This window comes from Vibrio sp. TBV020, from assembly GCF_046056895.1.
Lineage (GTDB): Bacteria > Pseudomonadota > Gammaproteobacteria > Enterobacterales > Vibrionaceae > Vibrio.
The window spans coordinates 1,432,268-1,452,531 of the sequence record NZ_JBEEAQ010000003.1; the positions used below are offsets into that span (position 1 = coordinate 1,432,268).

At 44.6% G+C, this 20,264-nt stretch carries 20 protein-coding genes and 1 other annotated feature; of the genes, 11 read left to right on the top strand and 9 right to left on the bottom strand.

The genetic code is table 11. The annotated features are described in order from the left end of the window. The first annotated feature begins 113 nt into the window (after positions 1 to 113). From AAFX28_RS14605 to hisIE, 9 genes are all read left to right on the top strand, one after another. The gene (locus tag AAFX28_RS14605) at positions 114 to 1,715 is read left to right on the top strand and encodes a Na+/H+ antiporter NhaC family protein (RefSeq protein WP_408688708.1); all 1,602 of its coding nucleotides are present in this window, start codon (positions 114 to 116) and stop codon (positions 1,713 to 1,715) included. Between the two features lie 176 nt (positions 1,716 to 1,891). Beyond that, positions 1,892 to 2,028, top strand: a sequence feature (His leader region). A 53-nt stretch (positions 2,029 to 2,081) separates the two neighbouring features. Next, entirely contained in the window at positions 2,082 to 2,978 is an 897-nt protein-coding gene (gene hisG / locus AAFX28_RS14610; RefSeq protein WP_408688709.1) for an ATP phosphoribosyltransferase, read from the top strand. A gap of 5 nt (positions 2,979 to 2,983) precedes the next feature. Then, the gene (gene hisD, locus AAFX28_RS14615) at positions 2,984 to 4,279 is read left to right on the top strand and encodes a histidinol dehydrogenase (RefSeq protein WP_408688711.1); all 1,296 of its coding nucleotides are present in this window, start codon (positions 2,984 to 2,986) and stop codon (positions 4,277 to 4,279) included. Positions 4,280 to 4,290: 11 nt separating this feature from the next. Continuing rightward, a complete protein-coding gene (gene hisC / locus AAFX28_RS14620; RefSeq protein WP_408688713.1) occupies positions 4,291 to 5,331 on the top strand; it encodes a histidinol-phosphate transaminase in 1,041 nt (346 codons plus the stop codon). Between the two features lie 58 nt (positions 5,332 to 5,389). Then, positions 5,390 to 6,463: a bifunctional histidinol-phosphatase/imidazoleglycerol-phosphate dehydratase HisB gene (hisB, locus tag AAFX28_RS14625; protein ID WP_408688715.1), complete on the top strand. Its 1,074-nt coding sequence runs from the start codon at positions 5,390 to 5,392 to the stop codon at positions 6,461 to 6,463. 13 nt (positions 6,464 to 6,476) lie between these two features. Further along, positions 6,477 to 7,091: an imidazole glycerol phosphate synthase subunit HisH gene (gene hisH / locus AAFX28_RS14630; RefSeq protein WP_408688717.1), complete on the top strand. Its 615-nt coding sequence runs from the start codon at positions 6,477 to 6,479 to the stop codon at positions 7,089 to 7,091. A gap of 28 nt (positions 7,092 to 7,119) precedes the next feature. After that, positions 7,120 to 7,857, top strand: coding sequence for a 1-(5-phosphoribosyl)-5-[(5-phosphoribosylamino)methylideneamino]imidazole-4-carboxamide isomerase (hisA, locus tag AAFX28_RS14635; protein ID WP_408688719.1), 738 nt, complete (start codon positions 7,120 to 7,122; stop codon positions 7,855 to 7,857). Next, positions 7,839 to 8,612 carry an imidazole glycerol phosphate synthase subunit HisF gene (gene hisF / locus AAFX28_RS14640; protein ID WP_408688721.1) on the top strand — a complete coding sequence of 258 codons (774 nt, stop codon included), beginning with the start codon at positions 7,839 to 7,841 and terminating at the stop codon, positions 8,610 to 8,612. The genes hisA and hisF overlap by 19 nt, the downstream gene beginning before the upstream one ends. Continuing rightward, entirely contained in the window at positions 8,609 to 9,244 is a 636-nt protein-coding gene (gene hisIE, locus AAFX28_RS14645) for a bifunctional phosphoribosyl-AMP cyclohydrolase/phosphoribosyl-ATP diphosphatase HisIE (protein ID WP_408688723.1), read from the top strand. Before hisF ends, hisIE begins: the two co-directional genes overlap by 4 nt. A gap of 95 nt (positions 9,245 to 9,339) precedes the next feature. On the opposite strand, the gene AAFX28_RS14650 is transcribed toward hisIE, so the two are convergent. Both AAFX28_RS14650 and AAFX28_RS14655 read right to left on the bottom strand, forming a co-directional pair. Next, positions 9,340 to 10,545, bottom strand: coding sequence for a putative manganese transporter (locus AAFX28_RS14650; protein ID WP_408688725.1), 1,206 nt, complete (start codon positions 10,543 to 10,545; stop codon positions 9,340 to 9,342). 94 nt (positions 10,546 to 10,639) lie between these two features. Next, a complete protein-coding gene (locus tag AAFX28_RS14655) occupies positions 10,640 to 11,365 on the bottom strand; it encodes a transporter substrate-binding domain-containing protein (protein WP_408688727.1) in 726 nt (241 codons plus the stop codon). Between the two features lie 218 nt (positions 11,366 to 11,583). On the opposite strand from AAFX28_RS14655, the gene AAFX28_RS14660 reads away from it, so the two are divergent. Continuing rightward, entirely contained in the window at positions 11,584 to 12,489 is a 906-nt protein-coding gene (locus tag AAFX28_RS14660) for a manganese-dependent inorganic pyrophosphatase (protein ID WP_408688729.1), read from the top strand. 70 nt (positions 12,490 to 12,559) lie between these two features. After that, positions 12,560 to 12,937, top strand: a complete 378-nt coding sequence (locus tag AAFX28_RS14665) for a DUF2750 domain-containing protein (protein ID WP_408688731.1) — start codon at positions 12,560 to 12,562, stop codon at positions 12,935 to 12,937. A gap of 74 nt (positions 12,938 to 13,011) precedes the next feature. Here the strand turns inward: AAFX28_RS14665 and AAFX28_RS14670 are convergent, their stop codons facing one another. From AAFX28_RS14670 to pspF, 7 genes are all read right to left on the bottom strand, one after another. Further along, entirely contained in the window at positions 13,012 to 13,800 is a 789-nt protein-coding gene (locus AAFX28_RS14670) for a DUF2927 domain-containing protein (protein WP_408688732.1), read from the bottom strand. A 7-nt stretch (positions 13,801 to 13,807) separates the two neighbouring features. Then, entirely contained in the window at positions 13,808 to 14,593 is a 786-nt protein-coding gene (locus AAFX28_RS14675) for an ATP-binding cassette domain-containing protein (protein ID WP_408688734.1), read from the bottom strand. After that, on the bottom strand, positions 14,590 to 15,603 hold the full coding sequence (locus tag AAFX28_RS14680; RefSeq protein WP_408688735.1) for an oligopeptide/dipeptide ABC transporter ATP-binding protein: 1,014 nt from the start codon (positions 15,601 to 15,603) through the stop codon (positions 14,590 to 14,592). The genes AAFX28_RS14675 and AAFX28_RS14680 overlap by 4 nt, the downstream gene beginning before the upstream one ends. Further along, entirely contained in the window at positions 15,603 to 16,490 is an 888-nt protein-coding gene (gene sapC, locus AAFX28_RS14685) for a putrescine export ABC transporter permease SapC (RefSeq protein WP_408688737.1), read from the bottom strand. The genes AAFX28_RS14680 and sapC overlap by 1 nt, the downstream gene beginning before the upstream one ends. Beyond that, positions 16,477 to 17,439: an ABC transporter permease gene (locus AAFX28_RS14690; protein ID WP_408688738.1), complete on the bottom strand. Its 963-nt coding sequence runs from the start codon at positions 17,437 to 17,439 to the stop codon at positions 16,477 to 16,479. Before AAFX28_RS14690 ends, sapC begins: the two co-directional genes overlap by 14 nt. Continuing rightward, positions 17,439 to 19,058 carry an ABC transporter substrate-binding protein SapA gene (sapA, locus tag AAFX28_RS14695; protein ID WP_408688740.1) on the bottom strand — a complete coding sequence of 540 codons (1,620 nt, stop codon included), beginning with the start codon at positions 19,056 to 19,058 and terminating at the stop codon, positions 17,439 to 17,441. Before sapA ends, AAFX28_RS14690 begins: the two co-directional genes overlap by 1 nt. A 114-nt stretch (positions 19,059 to 19,172) precedes the next feature. Next, positions 19,173 to 20,168 carry a phage shock protein operon transcriptional activator gene (gene pspF / locus AAFX28_RS14700; RefSeq protein ID WP_408688741.1) on the bottom strand — a complete coding sequence of 332 codons (996 nt, stop codon included), beginning with the start codon at positions 20,166 to 20,168 and terminating at the stop codon, positions 19,173 to 19,175. Between the last annotated feature and the right edge of the window lie 96 nt (positions 20,169 to 20,264).

A 20,264-nucleotide genomic window follows, 5' to 3' on the forward strand; every position in this document is an offset into this window, starting at 1 on the left:
TGGGAGAAGCATTCGCTTTCCCATCGCTTCTTTTTGCTTATTTGTTAGGAAATGATTTCCTTCCATAAGTCTGCAGTAGATCTCTAACCATTTATTACTGGTTTTTGAAGATCATGAATTTAATTGATTTTGCATCATCTCCTTTATCTCTTTTGCCGCCTATCGTGGCTTTGAGTCTTGCTATCATTACACGCCGTGTACTTGTTTCACTGGGTGTTGGTATTGTTCTTGGCGCTATCTTGCTGAATGACTACTCATTTGGTAGTGCAATTGGCTACGTCGCTTCAACTGTGTCTAGTGTCTTTATTGAAGACGGTGGCATCAATACCTGGAATATGAGTATTGTTGGCTTCCTATTACTGCTTGGTATGATGACTGCGCTACTGACTTTGTCAGGTGGTACTCGCGCATTTGCTGAGTGGGCTCAAACACGCGTTAAAAGTAAACGTGGGTCGAAACTTCTAGCGGCATTTTTAGGTGTTTTCATCTTTGTCGATGATTACTTCAACAGCTTAGCTGTAGGTGCGATTTCTCGTCCTGTTACAGACCGTTTCTACGTATCACGCGCGAAGCTTGCTTACATCCTTGATTCAACTGCTGCACCTATGTGTGTGATCATGCCAGCTTCTAGTTGGGGTGCTTACATCATGACGATCATCGGCGGTATCTTAGTTTCGCATGGTATTACAGAGTACTCTGCTCTAGGTGCGTATGTTCGCCTTATTCCAATGAACTTCTACGCTATCTTTGCTCTACTAATGGTATTTGCTGTCGCTTGGTTCGGTTTAGATATCGGTAAGATGCGCGAACATGAAATTGCAGCGTCTCGTGGCCACGGGTTTGCGAAAGAGCAGGCGGAAGATTCTGAAGAAGCTCATGAGCTCAATGAAGAGCTTGATATTCAAGAAAGCGAAGGCGGCAAAGTGTCTGACCTTATTCTTCCGATCGTATCTTTGATCGTAGCAACGGTTGCATCAATGCTATACACAGGTGGCCAAGCACTTGCTTCTGATGGTGTAGCTTTCAACCTACTAGGTGCATTTGAAAATACGGATGTTGGTACGTCTTTAATCTACGGTGGTTTAGTAGGTCTTGCTGTTGCTCTATTTACTGTATTCAAGCAGGGCATTGCATTATCTGAGATCTCTCGCACGCTATGGATTGGTGCAAAATCAATGTTTGGCGCAATCTTGATTCTTGTATTTGCTTGGACGATTGGTTCTGTTATCGGTGATATGAACACGGGTAAATACCTATCAACGCTAGCACAAGGCAATATTAACCCACATTGGCTTCCAGTGATTCTGTTCCTACTTTCGGGTCTGATGGCGTTCTCTACAGGTACATCTTGGGGTACGTTTGGCATCATGTTACCGATTGCAGGTGATATGGCAGGTGCAACGGACCTTGCTCTAATGCTACCTATGCTAAGTGCTGTACTTGCGGGCTCAGTATTTGGTGACCATTGTTCACCAATCTCAGATACGACAATTCTTTCGTCAACAGGTGCACGTTGTAACCATATTGATCACGTTGCAACGCAGCTGCCTTATGCGCTTTCTGTTGCAGCTGTTTCATGTATTGGTTTCATTACATTAGGTATGACTGCGTCAATTGGTATTTCGTTTGCAGCTTCTTCTGCAGCATTTGTGGCAGTTTGTGTGCTGCTTTCAGTATTGTCAAAGTCAAAAATGGCAAGCTGTCAGAACGCATAAATACATCATTTGAATAATGATATTTAAGGGAGCTTCGGCTCCCTTTTTATTTGTATATGACAAAATGAAAAAAGTTTAAATAAATGGTTGAAAAATGTTTACACCTTAGTTAGTGTGGATATCAACAAAGCGAAACAGAAGAGCTTATTAAGTATGCGTAATTTAGTCATGAATATTCATCATCACCATCACCCAGTCTAGTCTTTCGGGAGATGCACGCATACCCGGGAGACAGGAAACTCCCGGAGGCTAAAATCGCAAACTACAAGATTTAGAACCCTCGGGAGATACACTCTTCCGAGGGTTTTTTAGTTTTACAGTTTTAAAAAGTTTACGAATTACAAAATCTTGCACAGGGATACAGCAATGCAAACACAACGCCTAAGAATCGCAATTCAAAAGAAAGGTCGCCTTAGTAAAGAGTGCCAAACTCTGCTTAAAAAATGCGGCGTAAAATTCAATATCATGGGTGAGCGTCTGGTTGTGCACTCACTAAATATGCCAATTGATCTACTACTTGTTCGTGATGACGATATTCCAGGTCTAATCATGGATGGGGTGGTTGATTTAGGCTTCATCGGTGAGAATGAGCTAGAAGAGGTTCGTCTTGACCGTAAAGCGCTCGGTGAGCCATCTGATTTTGTACAGCTGCGCCGTCTAGACTTTGGTGGTTGCCGTCTATCAATTGCTATCGACAAAGATGAACAGTACAACGGCCCACAAGATTTAGCGGGTAAACGTATTGCTACCACTTACCCTCAGCTACTGAAAGCTTATATGGATGAGCAAGGTGTACCATTCTCCACTTGTATGCTTACTGGTTCAGTAGAAGTTGCACCTCGTGCGGGTCTTGCTGATGCGATTGCTGACTTGGTGTCGACAGGTGCAACACTAGAAGCCAATGGTCTAAAAGAAGCGGAAATCATCTTTAAATCTAAAGCGACTCTTATTCAACGCACGGGTGAGTTTGATGCAGATAAAACAGCATTAATTGAGAAACTACTAACTCGTATGCAGGGTGTACAACAAGCAAAAGAGTCTAAGTACATCATGCTACACGCACCAACAGACAAACTAGAGCAAATCAAATCTCTACTTCCAGGTGCTGAAGACCCAACAGTACTACCTCTGTCATCAGATAAAGACAAAGTTGCTGTACACCTAGTGAGTACAGAAAACTTGTTCTGGGAAACGATGGAACAACTTAAGGAACTTGGCGCAAGCTCGATTCTGGTTCTTCCAATCGAAAAAATGATGGGGTAGTGACGATGAGAACAGTCGTTTGGCAATCATTAAGTGAGACACAGCAAGATTCGATTCTTGAACGTCCAGCAATCACAGAAGGCGCTAACATTACAGCTGCGGTCTCAGAAGTCATTGCGAAAGTACGTAACGAAGGTGATGCGGCACTCCAAGAGCTAACAGAAAAGTTTGATGGCGTTAAACCTGAATCTATTCGTGTCTCTCAACAAGAAGTGGGTGAGGCGTGCGGCCGTTTATCAGACGAAATGAAGCAGGCGTTAGAGCAGGCTTACGCTAACATTTCTAAGTTTCACAAAGCGCAAAAGCCACAGCCAATTAAAGTTGAAACTCAACCGGGTGTGGTATGTGAGCAAGTAACTCGTCCGATTCAGAAAGTAGGTTTGTACATTCCAGGAGGAAGCGCACCGTTACCTTCAACGGTCCTTATGTTGGGTGTGCCTGCTAAAATCGCGGGTTGCCACAAAGTCGTTCTTTGTTCTCCACCACCTATCGCTGACGAAATCTTGTATGTAGCGAAGCTTTGCGGCATTGATGAAGTTTATAACGTAGGTGGCGGCCAAGCAGTTGCAGCGATGGCCTACGGTACTGAAACGGTATCAAAAGTCGATAAAATCTTTGGCCCGGGCAACGCTTATGTAACAGAAGCAAAGCGTCAAGTAAGCAATGATTTCCGTGGTGCTGCTATCGACATGCCAGCAGGCCCTTCGGAAGTACTAGTACTGGCTGATGACACAGCGGATGCTGACTTTATTGCCGCCGATCTATTAAGCCAAGCTGAGCACGGTCCTGACTCTCAAGTCGTTCTTGTTACGCCATCGCCGATTATTGCTGATAAAGTAACTGATGCCGTTCAGCGTCAACTGAAAGAGTTGTCACGCGCAGATATTGCTGAGAAAGCGCTAGCGTCAAGCTTAATCATTATTTCTGAATCACTGACACAAGCGGTGTCTATCTCGAATTACTACGGTCCAGAGCACTTGATTGTGCAAACGAAGAACCCTCGTGAGCTATTGCCGCTGTTAGACAACGCAGGTTCAATCTTCTTGGGTGATTGGTCTCCTGAATCAGCGGGGGATTATGCATCAGGGACTAACCACGTTTTGCCGACTTATGGCTACACACGTACATACTCAAGCCTTGGTCTTGCGGATTTTTCTAAGCGCATGACAGTGCAAGAGTTGAGTGCAGAAGGCTTACAGAACCTAGCGCCAACCGTTGTGACAATGGCCGAAGCGGAAGGTTTAGATGCGCACAAACGCGCAGTGACAATTCGCGTAGAAAAGTTAGTGTCAAAAGCGTAAGGAAGTGAGAGATGGAAAAGCTAGCACGTAAACAAGTTCAAAAGCTCACGCCTTACCTTTCAGCGAGACGCATAGGCGGTAGTGGTGATGTTTGGCTTAACGCTAATGAATCTCCGTTCGACAATGAGTACAAAACGGATTTCTCTCGTTTGAATCGCTATAGCGAATGTCAGCCGAAAGAACTGATCGAAGCTTATGCTGCCTATGCTGGGGTTAAGCCAGAACAAACGCTAACTTCGCGTGGCGCTGATGAAGGTATCGAACTGCTAATTCGCGCCTTTTGTGAGCCCGGTGAAGATGCGATTCTATACTGCCCGCCAACTTACGGTATGTATTCAATTAGCGCTGAAACAATTGGTGTAGAGCGCAAAACAGTGCCTCTGACTGCAGATTGGCAACTAGACTTAGATGGCATTAAACAGAACCTTGAAGGCACTAAATTAGTTTTTGTTTGCAGCCCGAATAACCCAACGGGAAACCTAGTTAAGCGTGAAGATATCGTTACTTTACTAGAGATGACCAAAGACAAAGCCATTGTGGTTATGGATGAAGCGTATATCGATTTTTGTCCAGAAGCGTCAACCGTCGATTTACTCGCTGAGTATCCGAATCTGGCGATTTTACGCACGCTGTCAAAAGCATTTGCACTGGCAGGTCTTCGCTGTGGATTTACACTAGCAAACGAAGAATTAATCAATGTGTTGCTAAAAGTCATCGCGCCATACCCAGTGCCAATCCCAGTGGCAGAAATTGCTACACAGGCATTATCTGAAGCTGGTTTGGCTCGCGCGAAATATCAAGTTCTGGATCTAAATGCCAATCGCGCATATCTGCAAGTAGGCTTATCTATGATTCAAGGGCTAGAAATATTTGAAGGATGGGGTAACTACTTGCTGGTCAAGTTCCCTGATGGTGACGCTTTATTTAAGGCGGCATGGGATAGCGGTATCATTCTACGCAATTCGCCAATTGAAAACTGTGTGCGCATTAGTATTGGTAGCCGAGACGAGTGTGAAAAGACACTCGGTTTTATTAGAAACTACTACAACTAACGATTTATTGGCTCTTGCCCTTTGCAGGAGCTACCCATTTTGAAATAAGGAAGTTCGTGTGAGCAAGCAACAAAAAATCCTATTTATTGACCGTGATGGCACCCTTATTGTCGAGCCACCGGTTGATTTCCAAGTAGACCGCTTAGATAAGCTAAAACTAGAGCCGTTTGTTATTCCAAGCCTATTATCACTGCAAGATGCGGGTTATCGTCTAGTGATGGTAACGAACCAAGATGGCTTAGGGACTGATAGCTACCCGCAAGATGAGTTCGATGCGCCACACAATATGATGATGGAAATCTTTGAATCTCAGGGCGTGAAGTTTGATGATGTTCTTATCTGCCCGCACTTTGAAGAAGATAATTGTTCGTGTCGCAAACCAAAGCTAGGTATGGTGAAAGAATATCTGCAAGGTGGCAAAGTTGATTTTCAAAACTCAGTTGTCATTGGTGATCGCATCACCGACCTTCAGCTTGCTGAAAACATGGCAATTCAAGGTATTCAATACAACCCAGAAACCATGGGTTGGAAGCAAATCCTAAAAGACCTCACGGTTAAAGCTCGCATTGCTGAAGTTGTTCGTACAACCAAAGAGACGGACATTAAGGTTATGGTTAATCTTGATGAGCAGGGCGGCAATAAAATCTCTACAGGTTTAGGCTTCTTCGATCACATGCTGGATCAAATTGCGACCCACGGTGGTTTCCAAATGGTGTGTAACGTTGAAGGCGACTTGCACATTGATGATCACCACACTATTGAAGATACTGCACTCGCGCTTGGTCAGGCACTTAAAGATGCACTGGGCGAAAAACGTGGTATTGGTCGCTTTGGTTTTAGCTTGCCTATGGATGAGTGCCTAGCTCAGTGTGCGCTTGACCTCTCTGGTCGTCCTTACCTCAAATTTGAGGCAGAGTTCAGTCGTGAACAAGTCGGGGATCTATCAACAGAGATGGTTGTGCACTTCTTCCGCTCGTTGACCGATACCCTAGCGTGTACGTTGCACTTATCTTCTGCTGGCGATAATGATCACCACATTATTGAGTCTCTATTTAAAGCGTTTGGTCGCACTTTACGCCAAGCAATTAAGGTGGAAGGTAACGAGCTACCAAGCAGTAAAGGCGTACTCTAATTAAGGGCTAGTTATGACAGATCAGAAAGTTGTTATTATCGATACTGGCTGTGCCAACGTTTCGTCGGTTAAGTTTGCGATTGAGCGCCTAGGTTACCAAGTCACGATTTCTAAAGAGCCTTCGGTTGTATTGGCGGCTGATAAGCTATTTCTACCAGGAGTCGGAACTGCTAGTGAGGCGATGAAAAACCTTCAGCAGCGTGATTTGATAGAACTCGTGAAGAAAGTTGAGAAGCCACTGCTAGGTATTTGTCTGGGTATGCAGTTACTGGGCAAAGTCTCGCAAGAAAAAGGCCAGAAAGCGGATGAGCTTGTTGAATGTTTGGGCCTGTGTGAAGGGGAAGTGAAGCTGCTTGAAACCGGTAACTTACCATTACCACACATGGGTTGGAACACCGTTAAGTCTACCCCTGAACATCCACTGTTTAAAGATATCGAAGAAGGTGAGTATTTTTATTTCGTGCACAGTTTTGGTATGCCTGTAGGTGATTACACCATTGCTCAATGTGAGTACGGAAAACCTTTCACTGCAGCAGTGCAAAGCGGTAATTACTACGGGGTGCAATTTCACCCAGAGCGCTCATCAAAAGCTGGCTCAAAGCTTATACAGAACTTTTTAGAGCTGTAATTTTAAAGAATCAAAGGGAAGTAATTCAGTGATTATTCCAGCATTAGATTTAATTGAAGGTCAGGTAGTTCGTCTTTATCAAGGTGATTACGGACAAGTAACCGAATACAAAGTAGATCCAGCCGAGCAGTTCAACCTTTATCATCAGGCAGGAGCGGGTTGGTTGCACCTTGTTGACTTAACTGGCGCGAAAGATACCACTGCTCGTCAGCTAGACCTTATTGCAAAGTTATTGGCTAGCACACCAGCAAATATCCAAATTGGTGGTGGCGTTCGCAGTGAACAAGATGTTGTAGACCTTCTGGAAGCAGGCGCGCAGCGCGTTGTTGTAGGTTCTACAGCGGTTAAACAACCAGAGCTAGTTAAAGGCTGGATGGAAAAATACGGTGCAGAGAAAGTCGTCTTAGCGCTTGATATCAATATTGATGAAAACGGCACGCGTAAAGTAGCGATTTCGGGTTGGCAAGAAGACTCAGGCGTGACGATTGAAGCCTTGATTAATGACTACCTGACCGTTGGTCTTAAGCATGTGCTTTGTACCGATATTTCTCGTGACGGTACGCTTGAAGGCTCAAATGTTGAGCTTTACGTAGACCTTTGTAAGCAGTATCCGCAGGTGCAATTCCAATCTTCCGGTGGCATTGGCTCTTTGGCTGATATTGAAGCGCTGAAAGGATCAGGAGTATCAGGTGTGATTGTTGGACGAGCACTACTTGATGGTAAGTTTACTGCAGAGGAGGCATTCGCATGCTGGCAAAGCGAATAATCCCATGTCTTGACGTTCGTGATGGTCAAGTGGTGAAGGGCGTTCAGTTCCGTAACCATGAAATCATCGGTGACATTGTCCCTCTGGCACAGCGTTATGCTGAAGAAGGTGCTGATGAACTGGTTTTCTATGATATCACCGCTTCAAGTGATGGCCGTGTGGTCGATAAAAGTTGGGTTCAGCGCGTTGCTGAAGTGATCGACATTCCTTTCTGTGTTGCTGGTGGCATTAAATCAGCAGAAGATGCCGCTCGTATTCTAGAGTTCGGGGCAGATAAGGTTTCAATCAACTCACCTGCACTGGCAAATCCAGAGCTCATTACACAGCTTGCGGACAAGTTTGGTGTGCAATGTATTGTTGTGGGTATCGACTCTTATTTTGACAAAGAGGCAGGCAAATATCAGGTTTACCAATTTACTGGTGATGAGGCGCGCACTAAAGCAACTAACTGGGAAACTCGTGATTGGGTCCAAGAAGTGCAAAAGCGTGGTGCAGGTGAAATTGTATTGAATATGATGAACCAAGATGGTGTCCGTAACGGCTATGACTTGGATCAGCTTAATATGGTTCGTGAAGTGTGTAATGTTCCGCTGATCGCTTCTGGCGGTGCAGGTGCAATGGAACACTTTGCTGAAGCTTACAAACAAACCAATGTTGATGGAGCACTAGCTGCATCGGTATTCCACAAACAAGCCATCAATATTGGTGAACTTAAGCAGTATTTGAAACAACAAGGTGTAGAGGTACGTCTATGAGTTTTGCGGCGACAGAAGTAAATACGCTAGCTGAACGTATTGATTGGGACAAAGTGGATGGCCTTGTACCTGCAATTGTTCAAGATTTTCAGTCTAGCCAAGTGCTGATGATGGGGTACATGAACAGAGATGCGTTAGCCAAAACGGGTGAAACGGGTCAAGTAACGTTTTTCTCACGCACTAAAGAGCGTCTTTGGACTAAAGGTGAAACGTCAGGCAATGTGCTCCAACTTAAAAATATTGCTTTGGACTGTGATAATGACACGCTGCTAGTTAAAGTTGATCCAATTGGGCCTACATGCCACACAGGAACAACAACCTGCTGGGATGGCGATCCTCAAGAAGAGAGCCAAATGGTGTGGCTTCATCAACTTGAGCAGCTACTGGCTGCCCGCAAGAACGCCGACCCAGAATCTTCTTATACAGCGCACTTATATTCGCGTGGTACCAAGCGTATTTCGCAAAAAGTGGGCGAAGAAGGCGTTGAAGTCGCGCTTGCGGCGACGTCGGGTGATAAGGCGGAGCTAGTGTGTGAGTCTGCAGATTTAATCTATCACTTAATGGTTCTTCTTCAAGACCAAGGCCTATCGATGAATGATGTGGTCAATAAGCTCAAAGAGCGTCATAAATAGATTGTCGGATTGTCTGTGATTTCAACACGGTTAATTTGAATGAAACTGCGCCCTCACTGTGAGGGCGCTTTTTTATTGAACCTAGCCAAAGGTTGTTATAATTCGAACAGGAAGTAGTAACCGTATCCGACAATAAATGCAGGTATTGCTGAGTAAATGGTGGCTACTAAGGCTGCCTTAGGAGCAAGGGCAATCGCTGGGAATAGGGCATCACCATCGTTTGAAATCGCATTTGCTAGTTGTGCCGATAATGGTGCAGCACCTGAAATGTACAGACTAGTTACTAAGATTTGTGGACCGCAGCCAGGCAGTAATCCAACGGCTAATCCCATCAACGGCATCCAAATTCCCCAACCAGAGAACGTTGTCGCAAGATCAATATGGCCAAAGAAGGTAATGAGTTCAAAAGCCATAAAGGCGAGAATAACCCATGCTGTTACGAAGTTTGTGTCTTGTGCAGCTTTTTGAATTGGGTGAGAAGAGACCTGTTTAACGTCTTCAGCAACGGTGGATTCGTAATCTTTGATCTCTTTGGTTAATGACCAAAGCAGCATACTGATGATGATTAATACTGCCCCAAGCCACTCAATACTCATTTCAGGTAGGTGGAAGAGTTGGTTAACATCGACTTGGAATGAGCCTAGTCCAGCAACAATGGTCGCAGGCACGAGTAACCATTTCCAAAACGCCCCTTGAAGGTTAATCGCTTTTTGCTCCATATTGGTTTTATCTTCTTTACCGCAGCTAAATCGCTCAGCAAGGGCTGACATTTCTGGACGCAAAAAGTCGTCTGAATGGATAGCATTGACCACCCAACCAGAAAGCGCACCAACAAAAACGCCCAGTGCAACAACGGCTAATCCTATATCAGGTTTACTGGCAAGCAATAGGAAAGCTGCATCACCCATTGTTGAAGTGAGAACCGCAACGATAGCGCCAAATCCAACGCGTCCACTGACAAATTGGGTGGTTACTATGATAGCGCCCCCACAACCTGGCAGTGCCCCCAGTAAGGCTGCGAAGAATACTTGATGATCGCGAGAAGAGTTGTATAGATTAACAATCCGACTCTCTTTATTGATAAAAATGGAGAGGTAGTGATAGATAGCGAGTGTGAAAGCCACATAACTGGACACAGCCCAAAATGCATCAGACAAGGTGTTCACGGTTACTTCTCGTGTGATATCACTTGCCACTAGAGCAATCAAAGTAACAGGTAAGATTAGGCGTTTATATGCAGGCCTAAATTGTGCGAGCGAGAGCCAACTCGGTAAAGCAGGGAAAAGTCGTAGAGAGTTCATAAGCTGATACAATGTTGAATACGAATTATTATCAACTATATGTTAATGAGAATTATTTGCAATAATTAATTGCTAGTTTTCAAGCCAACTCCGCTTATTTGTATTTATCTAGCAGCTGATCATAACGGCCACTTTGTTTCAGTTCGTGGAGGCCAATCATAAACTTAACTAGAAGCTTTTGTTTATTCGGATGATCCTTGGCGATAGCAAGATGTACGGGTTTGATCATCAAACTTTTATGTACGAAGTAAAAGTCATCCGGCTCAAACCCTAGCTTACGAATTGTGTGAAGTGTTGCTCGTTCATCTGCGATCAAGGCATCAATCCTCCTTGCTCTCAGTTTTCTGATGTTCGTTTCTAAGTCGTCAGCGGCAACTCGTTTAAAGGCCGTCGATTGATTGAATGCGTCGCCATAACCATAGTCTTCAATTATCCCTACTTTCATGCCTTGAAGTGAGTCGAAGTTTTGATATTCGAAAGAGTTTTCCTTGAGAACCACAAATTTGAGTTGAACGAGTAAGTAGGGCACGCTTAAATCCAGTTTGTCGGTGCGATCGTCTGACCACCAAAGAGAAATGAGCAGGTCCTTTTGTTGATTACGTACCTCTTTTAGTGAGCGAAGCCACGGCTTAATTTCCATCTCAACCTGATAGCCTTGTGTGGCATAGGCTTCTGTAACGATTTCTGTTGCTAGCCCTGAATTCACTGTGCTGAATACGTAAGGGGGCCAAACTGCCTGAGTAGCATTAACTTGAACTGCGATGGATGTCGATGAAAAAAATAACGTAGTCACGAAAAGTAAAAAGTGACGGCTCCACATAAAATTTACTCCACAGGTAAAGGTTATCAGTGACAACGAAACGGGTGGAATTAGTGCTAAACTTACATAGAGAATAGACAGCATAGATAAGGTCTGTCATGGCTTATGCTTAAATATTCTTTTTCAAGCCGATGACAAATTATCAAAATTAGGTAAAATGTCGGGTTTGTGAGTAATGGCCCTTTGTTGGGTAGAAATATAGTCAGATAGGAAAAAAGATGATTCTAGTAGTAGGTCACAAGAACCCTGATAGCGATAGTATCTGTAGTGCACTAGTAGCAACAGAGCTACTAAAAGCACGTGGCGTTGAAGCGATGCCAATCCGTCAAGGTGAAATCAACCGTGAAACTCAGCACATTCTAGAAGTTGCGGGTGCAGAGGTTCCAGAACTACGTACTTCAGTAGCTGGCGAGAAAATCTGGCTAGTAGACTACTCAGATCTTGCTCAAGCTCCAGACGATGTAGCAGAAGCTGAAATCCTAGGTATTGTTGACCACCACCGTCTAGGTGATGTGATGACTGTTAACCCAATGGAAGCTTGGATCTGGCCTGTTGGTTGTACTAACACAGTACTATTTAACATGTTCAAGATTGAAGGTCACGAAATCACTCCTCAGATCGCTAAGCTAATGATGTCAGCTATCCTATCTGACACAGTAGGTTTTGCTTCTCCAACATGTACTCAGAAAGATAAAGATGCAGTTCAAGAACTTGCAGCTATTGCTGATGTATGTGACGTTGACGCGTTCATTAAAGATCTTCTAATCGCTAAGACAAACATTGAAGGTCTATCAGCAGCAGAGCTTGTTGAGAAAGACCTGAAAGGTTACCCGTTCAACGGCCGTGATGTTGTTGTTGGTCAAGTTGAACTAGCAACTTTAGAGCAAGTTGACGGTATGATTGAAGCACTAGAAGCAGACCTAGAAACTCGTTGTGAGAAAGATGGTCTAGCGTTTGCGGCAGTTATGCTAACAGACATCACTACAGCTCAAACTCGTCTACTGTACAAAGGTGAGTGGGCAGAGAAGCTAGTTAAGCATGAAGAAAATGGCATGCTAATGATGGAAAACACGCTAAGCCGTAAGAAGCAAGGTTGGCCTTGGCTTCAAACTGAGCTGGCTTAATTTCCATAGCTCCAAGAATTTTAAACGCCCATGGCCTTGCCGTGGGCGTTTTATTTAGAGGAAACAAAAAATGTCACTATCTAAAGAACAACTAGAGTCTGTGAATAAAATGCGTTCAGATGAGCGCTTCAATTACTGTATCAAAGAGATTGCACAGAACCGTCAAGTTTGGATTCTAACCGATGAGCATGGCTGTGTAATGCTTAACACGGAAGATGAAGATTGCGTTCCAGTGTGGCCACACGAAGAATTTGCTGCTCAGTGGGCAACAGGTGAGTGGGAACATTGTAAAGCGGAAGCTATCTCTACTGCGAAATGGTTCAGTCGTTGGACTTACGGTCTAGAAGATGATGAACTCTCTGTCGTTGTATTCCCTAACGACAATGAAGAAGGTGTTGTGCTTTACCCAGACGAATTTGAGTTCGAATTAAAAAAGCGCGCTAAATAGTTTCTAATTAGTTGAAGTGGTGTCTGCATTAACGACTTGGGCATCACTTTTCTCTTCATACAATCTGACGTTGGTCAGTATCCGACTAGCTGAAATAGCTCTCCGCCCTTAGCCACTGATACTGCTTTATCGAGAGTACCGTTGTTTTGGTATTGCTTAAGCAATCGCTTGATAATGGGTTTCACCTGTTTTTCAGTCATCCCAACCTTTAGCTCAGGTTCATAAAGCAGTTTTAATAAAACGACATCCAATGGTGAAAGTAGGTCTTCAGGGGTATTGTCATTGAAGATGGACGGGTATGCACTGTCTGAATCGTTGGGTAGGCCGAGCGTTTGGGTAATCTCTTCGACGATACAGGCAACGAGCTTGCCATGTACTCGTGCACGGTCGATGGGGATGACAATCGATGCCGATGTAATAGCACTATTGCTCGCGACTCGGTAACCAGCCTTACAAATCGCATCGCGGGTGTTTTTTAGGGAGGCTTTTCCCATTTCCCTTTCAATGTGTTTTTCCCATTTAGCATCCGTAGTGTAAATCCAAACGATGTTTGCTTGTTTCCGAGAAGATACACGCTTAATTGGGTGGCCGGTAATTGAGCTTAAGTGGCGTAAATGCGCATTGGTCAGCTGATCATGCAGCTCTTCGTCGGTGACATCATGCTTTATCCAAACTTTGACTGGTTCTTGCCATTTAACCAACGGCTTTTGACCCGAAGAGTATTCATTTCTTAATGCGACTTCGACAAAGGCTTGAGCCACGAAGTTAGGATCTAACCAAGTGAGCTGCGACGAATATGTATAGCCGAAGGAGCTGAAGGAAAGGGAGAATAAACCGAATAAAGTTGTTGCTATCCTTAGCATGGTTCTCCTACTTAAAGCATGTCGCCTTATTAAAATGACTTTCAACCAGTCGTTGAGTAATGGGGTGCTCTGGACAAGAGAGCACTTGGTGAGTCTCACCACTCTCTACGACGACACCTTCATGCATCACCATCACTTTATCCGTGATATGTTTCACGACACCAATGTGTTGCGATACATAAATAAAAGATACGCCCATTTCTTCTTGAAGTTCCAGAAATAGGTTGATGATTTGTGAGCGCATGGCCATATCTAATCCGTTAAGTGCTTCATCAGCGACAATGACAGAGGGTTGCAGAATTAGAGCTCTAGCGAGACATACACGCTGTTTCTGGCCTGTTGCTAGCATCTGAGGATAGAAATAAGCATGCTCTGGTAATAGACCAACGCGCAGTAACGTTTCTTTTACTCGTTTGATTCGTGCCTCAGGCGGCATGCTAGTGTTTCGTTTTAACGGACCTTCAAGGATGCGACCAATCTGGATACGCGGGTTCAACGAGGTATTTGGATCCTGGAAAATCATCCTGATCAGCTTACAGCGTGTCGAGTAGTCCTCGTGTTCTAAACGTTCACCATTGACTCGAATTTCGCCAGAAGTCGGTTCAACCACACCAGCGAGCATTCGCGCCAGGGTTGATTTTCCTGAACCATTTTGCCCAATGAAGCCAATAGTTTGACCTGCTTCGAGACTAAAGCTTACCGGTTTGACGGCTTCTTGAGTCTTCTTGCGGAACAGACCTGAACGAGTGATAAACGACTTAGAAAGATCGGTTACTTCTAATAGTGCGCTCATGCTTTTTTCTTCTCCCGCTCTTTCGGTGAATGGTTCAATGGGAAGTGACAAGCAAACTTGTGGTTTTTAATACGGCGAGTCATAGGTATTTCGACACACTGACGCTGAGCATAAGGGCAACGGGGGCCTAGTCGACATCCTATCGGAAGGTGCTGCAGCGGAGGAATTGTCCCCGGCAAAGACTGAAGCTTTTCTTTATGTGGGATCCAATCACTAAAGTCCGGCATCGCTTTTAGAAGCGCGACCGTGTATGGATGCTTAGGTTTGTCCAGAATTTTCTTGGTATCCGCTGACTCAACTGACTGGCCACAGTACATCACAGTAATCCGGGTTGCCCACTGAGTAATTGTCGTTAAATCATGACCAATCAACATAATCGATGTGTTGTGTACTTGGTTCATACGACTCAATAAGCGTAAGATCTGAGATTGAGTGATGGGATCTAAGTCATTTGTAGGCTCGTCGGCAATCAGTAATTTAGGCTTGGCGGCGATGGCCATAGCAATCATGATTTTTTGACATTCACCATCGGTGAGCTCGTAGGGGTAGCTACTCATGATCTGCTTATGATCTTTGATTCCCACTTTGTGGAGTAGTGCAATGGCTTGTTTTTTACGCCACTTAAATCGTTCCCACCACTTTCCTTCAAACGAGCGAGAAGGTATAGCCTCGATTAGCTGTCTGCCTACTTCTTCTGAAGGGTCCAAACAGGTTGAAGGCTCTTGGAAAATCATTGCAATATCGCGGGCAATAACACGTCGGCGTTCTTTAGGCGTTAGTTGAAGCAGGTCAACATTACCCAAGCGCATACGGTCAGCGGTTACTTTCCAGTTATCTTTACAAACACCAACAATGGCTTTCGCAACAAGGCTTTTACCAGAACCGGACTCACCAACAAGACCACGGATCTCCCCTTCATTGAGGGTCAGACTCATACGGTCAACGGCTTTCATTAAACCTTGCGGTGTTTCGATCTCTATGGTCAGGTGTCGAATATCGAGTAAAGGCATTATTCGATCCCCGCATTCAATGCTTGGCGAACCCCTTCACCAACTAAGTTGATAACAATGACAGTAAACATGATGGCAAGCCCTGGCAGGGTTACGGTCCATGGTGCTAAATAGATAAGTTCTACTGAATCACCCAAAATAGCGCCCCATTCGGTACTTGGAGCTTGTGCGCCTAAACCTAAGAAGCCCAAAGCCGTGATGTCTAAGATCGCAATTGAGAGTGCGAGCGTAATCTCTGAAGCAATCACGACTAATATGTTTGGCAATATAGAATTCCATAGTAGATAGAAGTCGTTTGCACCATCAAGGCGCGCCGCCATAATGTAATCTTTTTCTACTTCAGTATGCACAGCGATATACACCGAGCGAATGAAGCGAGGGATCAGGGCCAAGCAGATAGCTAACAAGATGTTGAACTCACCAAAGCCGAGGAATGCGACAAATATGATCGCTAGGAGTAGTGATGGAATTGACATCACCGTGTCGAGCAAGTGGTTCAGTGTGCTAGACAGTAAGCCTTTAGTCATCCCCGCCAGTACACCAATAATGCAGCCAATAACCGTGGCAATTAAAGTGATGATGAGCGCAGCGCCAAACGTTAGCTGAGAGCCTTCGATTAAACGCGAAAGTATATCTCGGCCTAAGTCGTCAGTACCTAGGAAATACTCAACTGTACCTGCAGGGTTCCATGATGGAGGAACCAATAGCTCTCCCGTTTGCGCTTGTGGATCGTGCGGAGTGATCCAAGGGGATACTAGAGTAAGCAGTATGATCAGCGACAAACACCATAGGCCAAACATGGCTAAGTTATTCGCGCGAAAGCTACGCCAAAAGCGCTCAAACTGAGTAGGGATGCGCTCTTCTTGATATACGTTATCGGTTAGCATACCACTCTTTCCTTACTAGCGGGTTGATCATCGCACCGATCAAATCAGACAAAATATTAGCAGTTAGTACTAAGGTTGCGACCACAATAACCCCAGCCTGAATCGCCACATAGTCCTGATTAGACAGTGCATCTAATAACCAGCGCCCAATACCAGGCCAGTTAAAGATGGATTCAGTAATAATCGCCAGCGTTAACATACTTGAAAGTTGGACACCAATTTTCGGAATGATCGGAGGAATGGCATTTCTAAGCACGTGCTGAGTGACGATTTCATGAGTCGAAAGACCTTTGATTCTTGCCGCGCGGATGTAGTTTTGCCCCATAACTTCTGCAACGGATGTACGCATCAAACCAATAACTTGCGTAGTCGGCGCTAATGCTAAGACTAAGCAAGGCAGAATCAAATGTTCAATGACGCTTTGCAGAGCGTGAGCTCGATACTTACCGTCCGCAAAAAAGGCATCGATTAAGGCAAAACCGGTGACGTGCTCTATTTGATACAGCAAATCGTATCGACCCGCGACTGGGAAAAACTCAAAGTGAAGAGAGAAAATCATGATCATCAACAGCGCAATCCAAAATAGAGGCGCAGAGTAACCAGACATAGAAGTAAAAGAGATTGCAGTATCTATCCATTTACCTTGTTTCATTCCCGCGACGGTACCCACAGGAATACCTATGAGCAGTGAAATGACAAAGGCGATTAAACACAGCTCTAAAGTTGCCGGAAAGACGATGCTCAGTTCATCAATGATCGGTATTCCCGCTTTATTCACCCCAAAGTTTAGCTGCATTAACTCGCCGAGATAAGTCAGCCAGCCATTCCAAAATTCTTGTATCGCCCATGGTGATTCTGGCTCTAAACGCAGAATACTAAAGCCAACCATGGTCAAAATGAGCAAGGTGATGATGAACAGGTTCAGGCGTCGAACAGTGTACAACAGCATTACTGAACCCTCTCGACAGTATCAAATGGCTGAGCGTTAAATGGGCTCACTTTAAACCCTTCTAATGAACGGTCGTGTGCTTGCATCTGCATTCCATGGTTAAGAGGAATTACAGGAAACTCTTCGTTCAAAATGTTTTGTGCTTGTTTATAAAGATTGAGTCGGTAACGTGGCTTGTCTACTTCTAGTGCCAAGTCGAGCAAGAAGTCAAAATCAGGGTTACACCAGCTTGATACATTTAATCCAGCTCGTTTCGAATCACAAGAAAGGAGCGGTCTAAAGAAGTTGTCAGGGTCACCGGTGTTGGCACTCCAACCTGTTAAATAAAGATCAATGTTCTCGTTGTTGCCAAGATTGCTGCGATCGAATCGGTCGTCAGTAATCAGGTTCAATTTTATACCCACATCGGCAAAGTTTGCTTGGATAAGCTCGGCGGTTTTGCGTGGACTAGGGTTGTAAGCTCGTGGCTCTAGAGGAACAGACATCGTGAGTTCTAATCCCTTGCTGTAGTCGGCCTCTCGAAGTAGAGCAATCGCATAGTTGCGGTCATAACGGATTTGGACGGCATCTTTGTGGTAAGCCCACGACGTTGGAGGCAACACCGAGTATGCCTGACTACCCGTGCCATAATAGACTGAATCGAGTATGTTTTGACGGTTAATCGCGTAGTTAAGTGCTTTACGAACACGCGCATCATTAAGAGCAGGGTGTGACGTATTAACTGCTACAAATGAAACGTTCATTGCAGGTTTAGCTGTCAACTTAACATGCTCATTTTTCTCAATGATTGGTAGTTGACTCGAAAGTGGCGAGTTTAAAACGTCACACTCTTTTCTAAGCAACTTCGCTAGCGTACCAGTACCACGTTGAGAAATATCGAATACCACCTGATCCATTTTTGGTGTGGTATCCCAATAGCTCTTGTGACGCTTTAAACGAATCAAATCGTTAACTTGATACTCGGAAAGATAAAAAGGACCAGTGCCTACCGGGTGACTGTCGAGCATGGCTTTTTCGTCACTGAGTTCCAGTTGACCCGCGTATTCTTTAGAGTGGATAACCGCGTGGCTGGTGGCAATATTCGATAGAAAACTGTTGTCAGGGCGGCTGAGTGTAAACTGCACTTTGTGTTTAGAAAGTGCGACTACATCAATAACGAGATTTTGAAAATCAATGCCACTAAACCAAGGGTATAGGCCACTACCTACATAATGGAAAGGGTTGGTGCTGTCGATAATGCGACGGAAACTGAACACGACATCATCGGCGTTCATTGCGCGTGAAGGGGTAAACCAAGCTGTGGTTTGAAATTGAACGCCTTCGCGCAGCTCAAAAATGTATTCAGTACCTTCTTTATTCACTTTCCATGAACTCGCCAGACTTGGCGCTGGTTGGTACGTTTTACTGTCTAATGTGAGGAGCGTATTAAATAGCTGTGGGCTTAAAGTCTCTGGCGTAATACCACTATCAACCAATTGAGGGTTGAACGTCTCTGGGCCACCTTGACCACAATAAACAAAACCCTTTTGACGGATTTTTTCGTGATCAATCTCTTCACCACAGCCAACGATAAGGCTGAGAGTGAATAAACCTAATGTAAATTGAATGAATGCTTTCATAGAAAGAACTTGTCTGGGACAAAGCGCAATGGAACTCACCATTATGCCTTAAGATCCTAATAATTTACCACTATTTGCCACAAGGAACCAAAGTAAAACCACAAATTTGGTGGGTTAACTCTCGTTGGTTATATCGTACTTACGCACCATGCCACGCAATTGGTGGTAACTCAGCTCAAGAAGCTCTGCTGCTTTCTTCTGGTTATACTGACTTTGAACCAATGCTGCTTTAAGTATGAGTTGGTCTTGCTCTTCTTGCCACTGCTTATAGTTGACCGGGAAGTGAAACTCTGTTGTGGGTGCGAGTTCCTTTACATCGCTTTCGGGAACAGTTGGGGTTTCCCAGCTTGATTGAAATGGATCGAATACAAGGGAATCGATAGGGGAATCTTGGATTCCGTGCTGATATACGGCGCGTTCAATGACGTTTTTTAGCTCACGGACATTTCCGGGCCATGGGTAGGTTAGTAGGCTCTGCTCTGCGTGTTGAGTGAACCCGACAAAGTACTCAAAACCAAGTTCACGACACATCTTGATGGCGTAATACTCCGCTAACAGCAAAATATCTTCTTGTCGCTCTCTTAAAGGAGGAAGGTGAATGACATCAAATGCCAGTCGATCTAACAAATCAGCCCGGAAACTTCCTTCGCTGGCCATTTGGGGTAAATCTGCGTTGGTTGCACACACAAGGCGAACATTTGCGTTAAGCAATTGGTGGCCACCAACGCGTTCGTATTGACCATACTCTATAACTCGAAGCAGTTTTTCTTGAACGAGTAATGGTGCAGTCGCTAATTCGTCTAAGAATAGAGTTCCGTTTTCAGCACGTTCAAAACGGCCTTTATGACGACCTTTAGAGCCAGTAAATGCGCCTTGTTCGTGACCAAATAGTTCTGAGTCAATTAATCCTTCGCTGAGTGTAGAGCAATTCAGTGAAATCAGTGGTTGGTCCCAACGCTTAGACAAGTAATGGAGTCGCTGCGCAATTAATTCTTTACCCGTACCTCGCTCGCCAATGATCAATACTGGTCGTTCAATGGCGGCCAATTTAGACACTTTATCCAGTACTGACAGAAACGACGGTGATTCTCCGATCAAGTTTTGTTGCATGACACGCTCCGTGGCGAAATTTACCTACTGTTGGTTAAATTCATCACAAGATATCGTCGAATGCAAATTAAATTTTGTTAACCGACTGATTTATAT

Bases quoted from the DNA above. Each gene is read 5' to 3' on its own strand.
- AAFX28_RS14605 (WP_408688708.1), top strand. From the start codon at position 114: ATGAATTTAATTGATTTTGCATCATCTCCTTTATCTCTTTTGCCGCCT.
- hisG (WP_408688709.1), top strand. From the start codon at position 2,082: ATGCAAACACAACGCCTAAGAATCGCAATTCAAAAGAAAGGTCGCCTT.
- hisD (WP_408688711.1), top strand. From the start codon at position 2,984: ATGAGAACAGTCGTTTGGCAATCATTAAGTGAGACACAGCAAGATTCG.
- hisC (WP_408688713.1), top strand. From the start codon at position 4,291: ATGGAAAAGCTAGCACGTAAACAAGTTCAAAAGCTCACGCCTTACCTT.
- hisH (WP_408688717.1), top strand. From the start codon at position 6,477: ATGACAGATCAGAAAGTTGTTATTATCGATACTGGCTGTGCCAACGTT.
- hisF (WP_408688721.1), top strand. From the start codon at position 7,839: ATGCTGGCAAAGCGAATAATCCCATGTCTTGACGTTCGTGATGGTCAA.
- hisIE (WP_408688723.1), top strand. From the start codon at position 8,609: ATGAGTTTTGCGGCGACAGAAGTAAATACGCTAGCTGAACGTATTGAT.
- AAFX28_RS14650 (WP_408688725.1), bottom strand. From the start codon at position 10,545: ATGAACTCTCTACGACTTTTCCCTGCTTTACCGAGTTGGCTCTCGCTC.
- AAFX28_RS14655 (WP_408688727.1), bottom strand. From the start codon at position 11,365: ATGTGGAGCCGTCACTTTTTACTTTTCGTGACTACGTTATTTTTTTCA.
- AAFX28_RS14660 (WP_408688729.1), top strand. From the start codon at position 11,584: ATGATTCTAGTAGTAGGTCACAAGAACCCTGATAGCGATAGTATCTGT.
- AAFX28_RS14665 (WP_408688731.1), top strand. From the start codon at position 12,560: ATGTCACTATCTAAAGAACAACTAGAGTCTGTGAATAAAATGCGTTCA.
- AAFX28_RS14670 (WP_408688732.1), bottom strand. From the start codon at position 13,800: ATGCTAAGGATAGCAACAACTTTATTCGGTTTATTCTCCCTTTCCTTC.
- AAFX28_RS14675 (WP_408688734.1), bottom strand. From the start codon at position 14,593: ATGAGCGCACTATTAGAAGTAACCGATCTTTCTAAGTCGTTTATCACT.
- AAFX28_RS14680 (WP_408688735.1), bottom strand. From the start codon at position 15,603: ATGCCTTTACTCGATATTCGACACCTGACCATAGAGATCGAAACACCG.
- sapC (WP_408688737.1), bottom strand. From the start codon at position 16,490: ATGCTAACCGATAACGTATATCAAGAAGAGCGCATCCCTACTCAGTTT.
- AAFX28_RS14690 (WP_408688738.1), bottom strand. From the start codon at position 17,439: ATGCTGTTGTACACTGTTCGACGCCTGAACCTGTTCATCATCACCTTG.
- sapA (WP_408688740.1), bottom strand. From the start codon at position 19,058: ATGAAAGCATTCATTCAATTTACATTAGGTTTATTCACTCTCAGCCTT.
- pspF (WP_408688741.1), bottom strand. From the start codon at position 20,168: ATGCAACAAAACTTGATCGGAGAATCACCGTCGTTTCTGTCAGTACTG.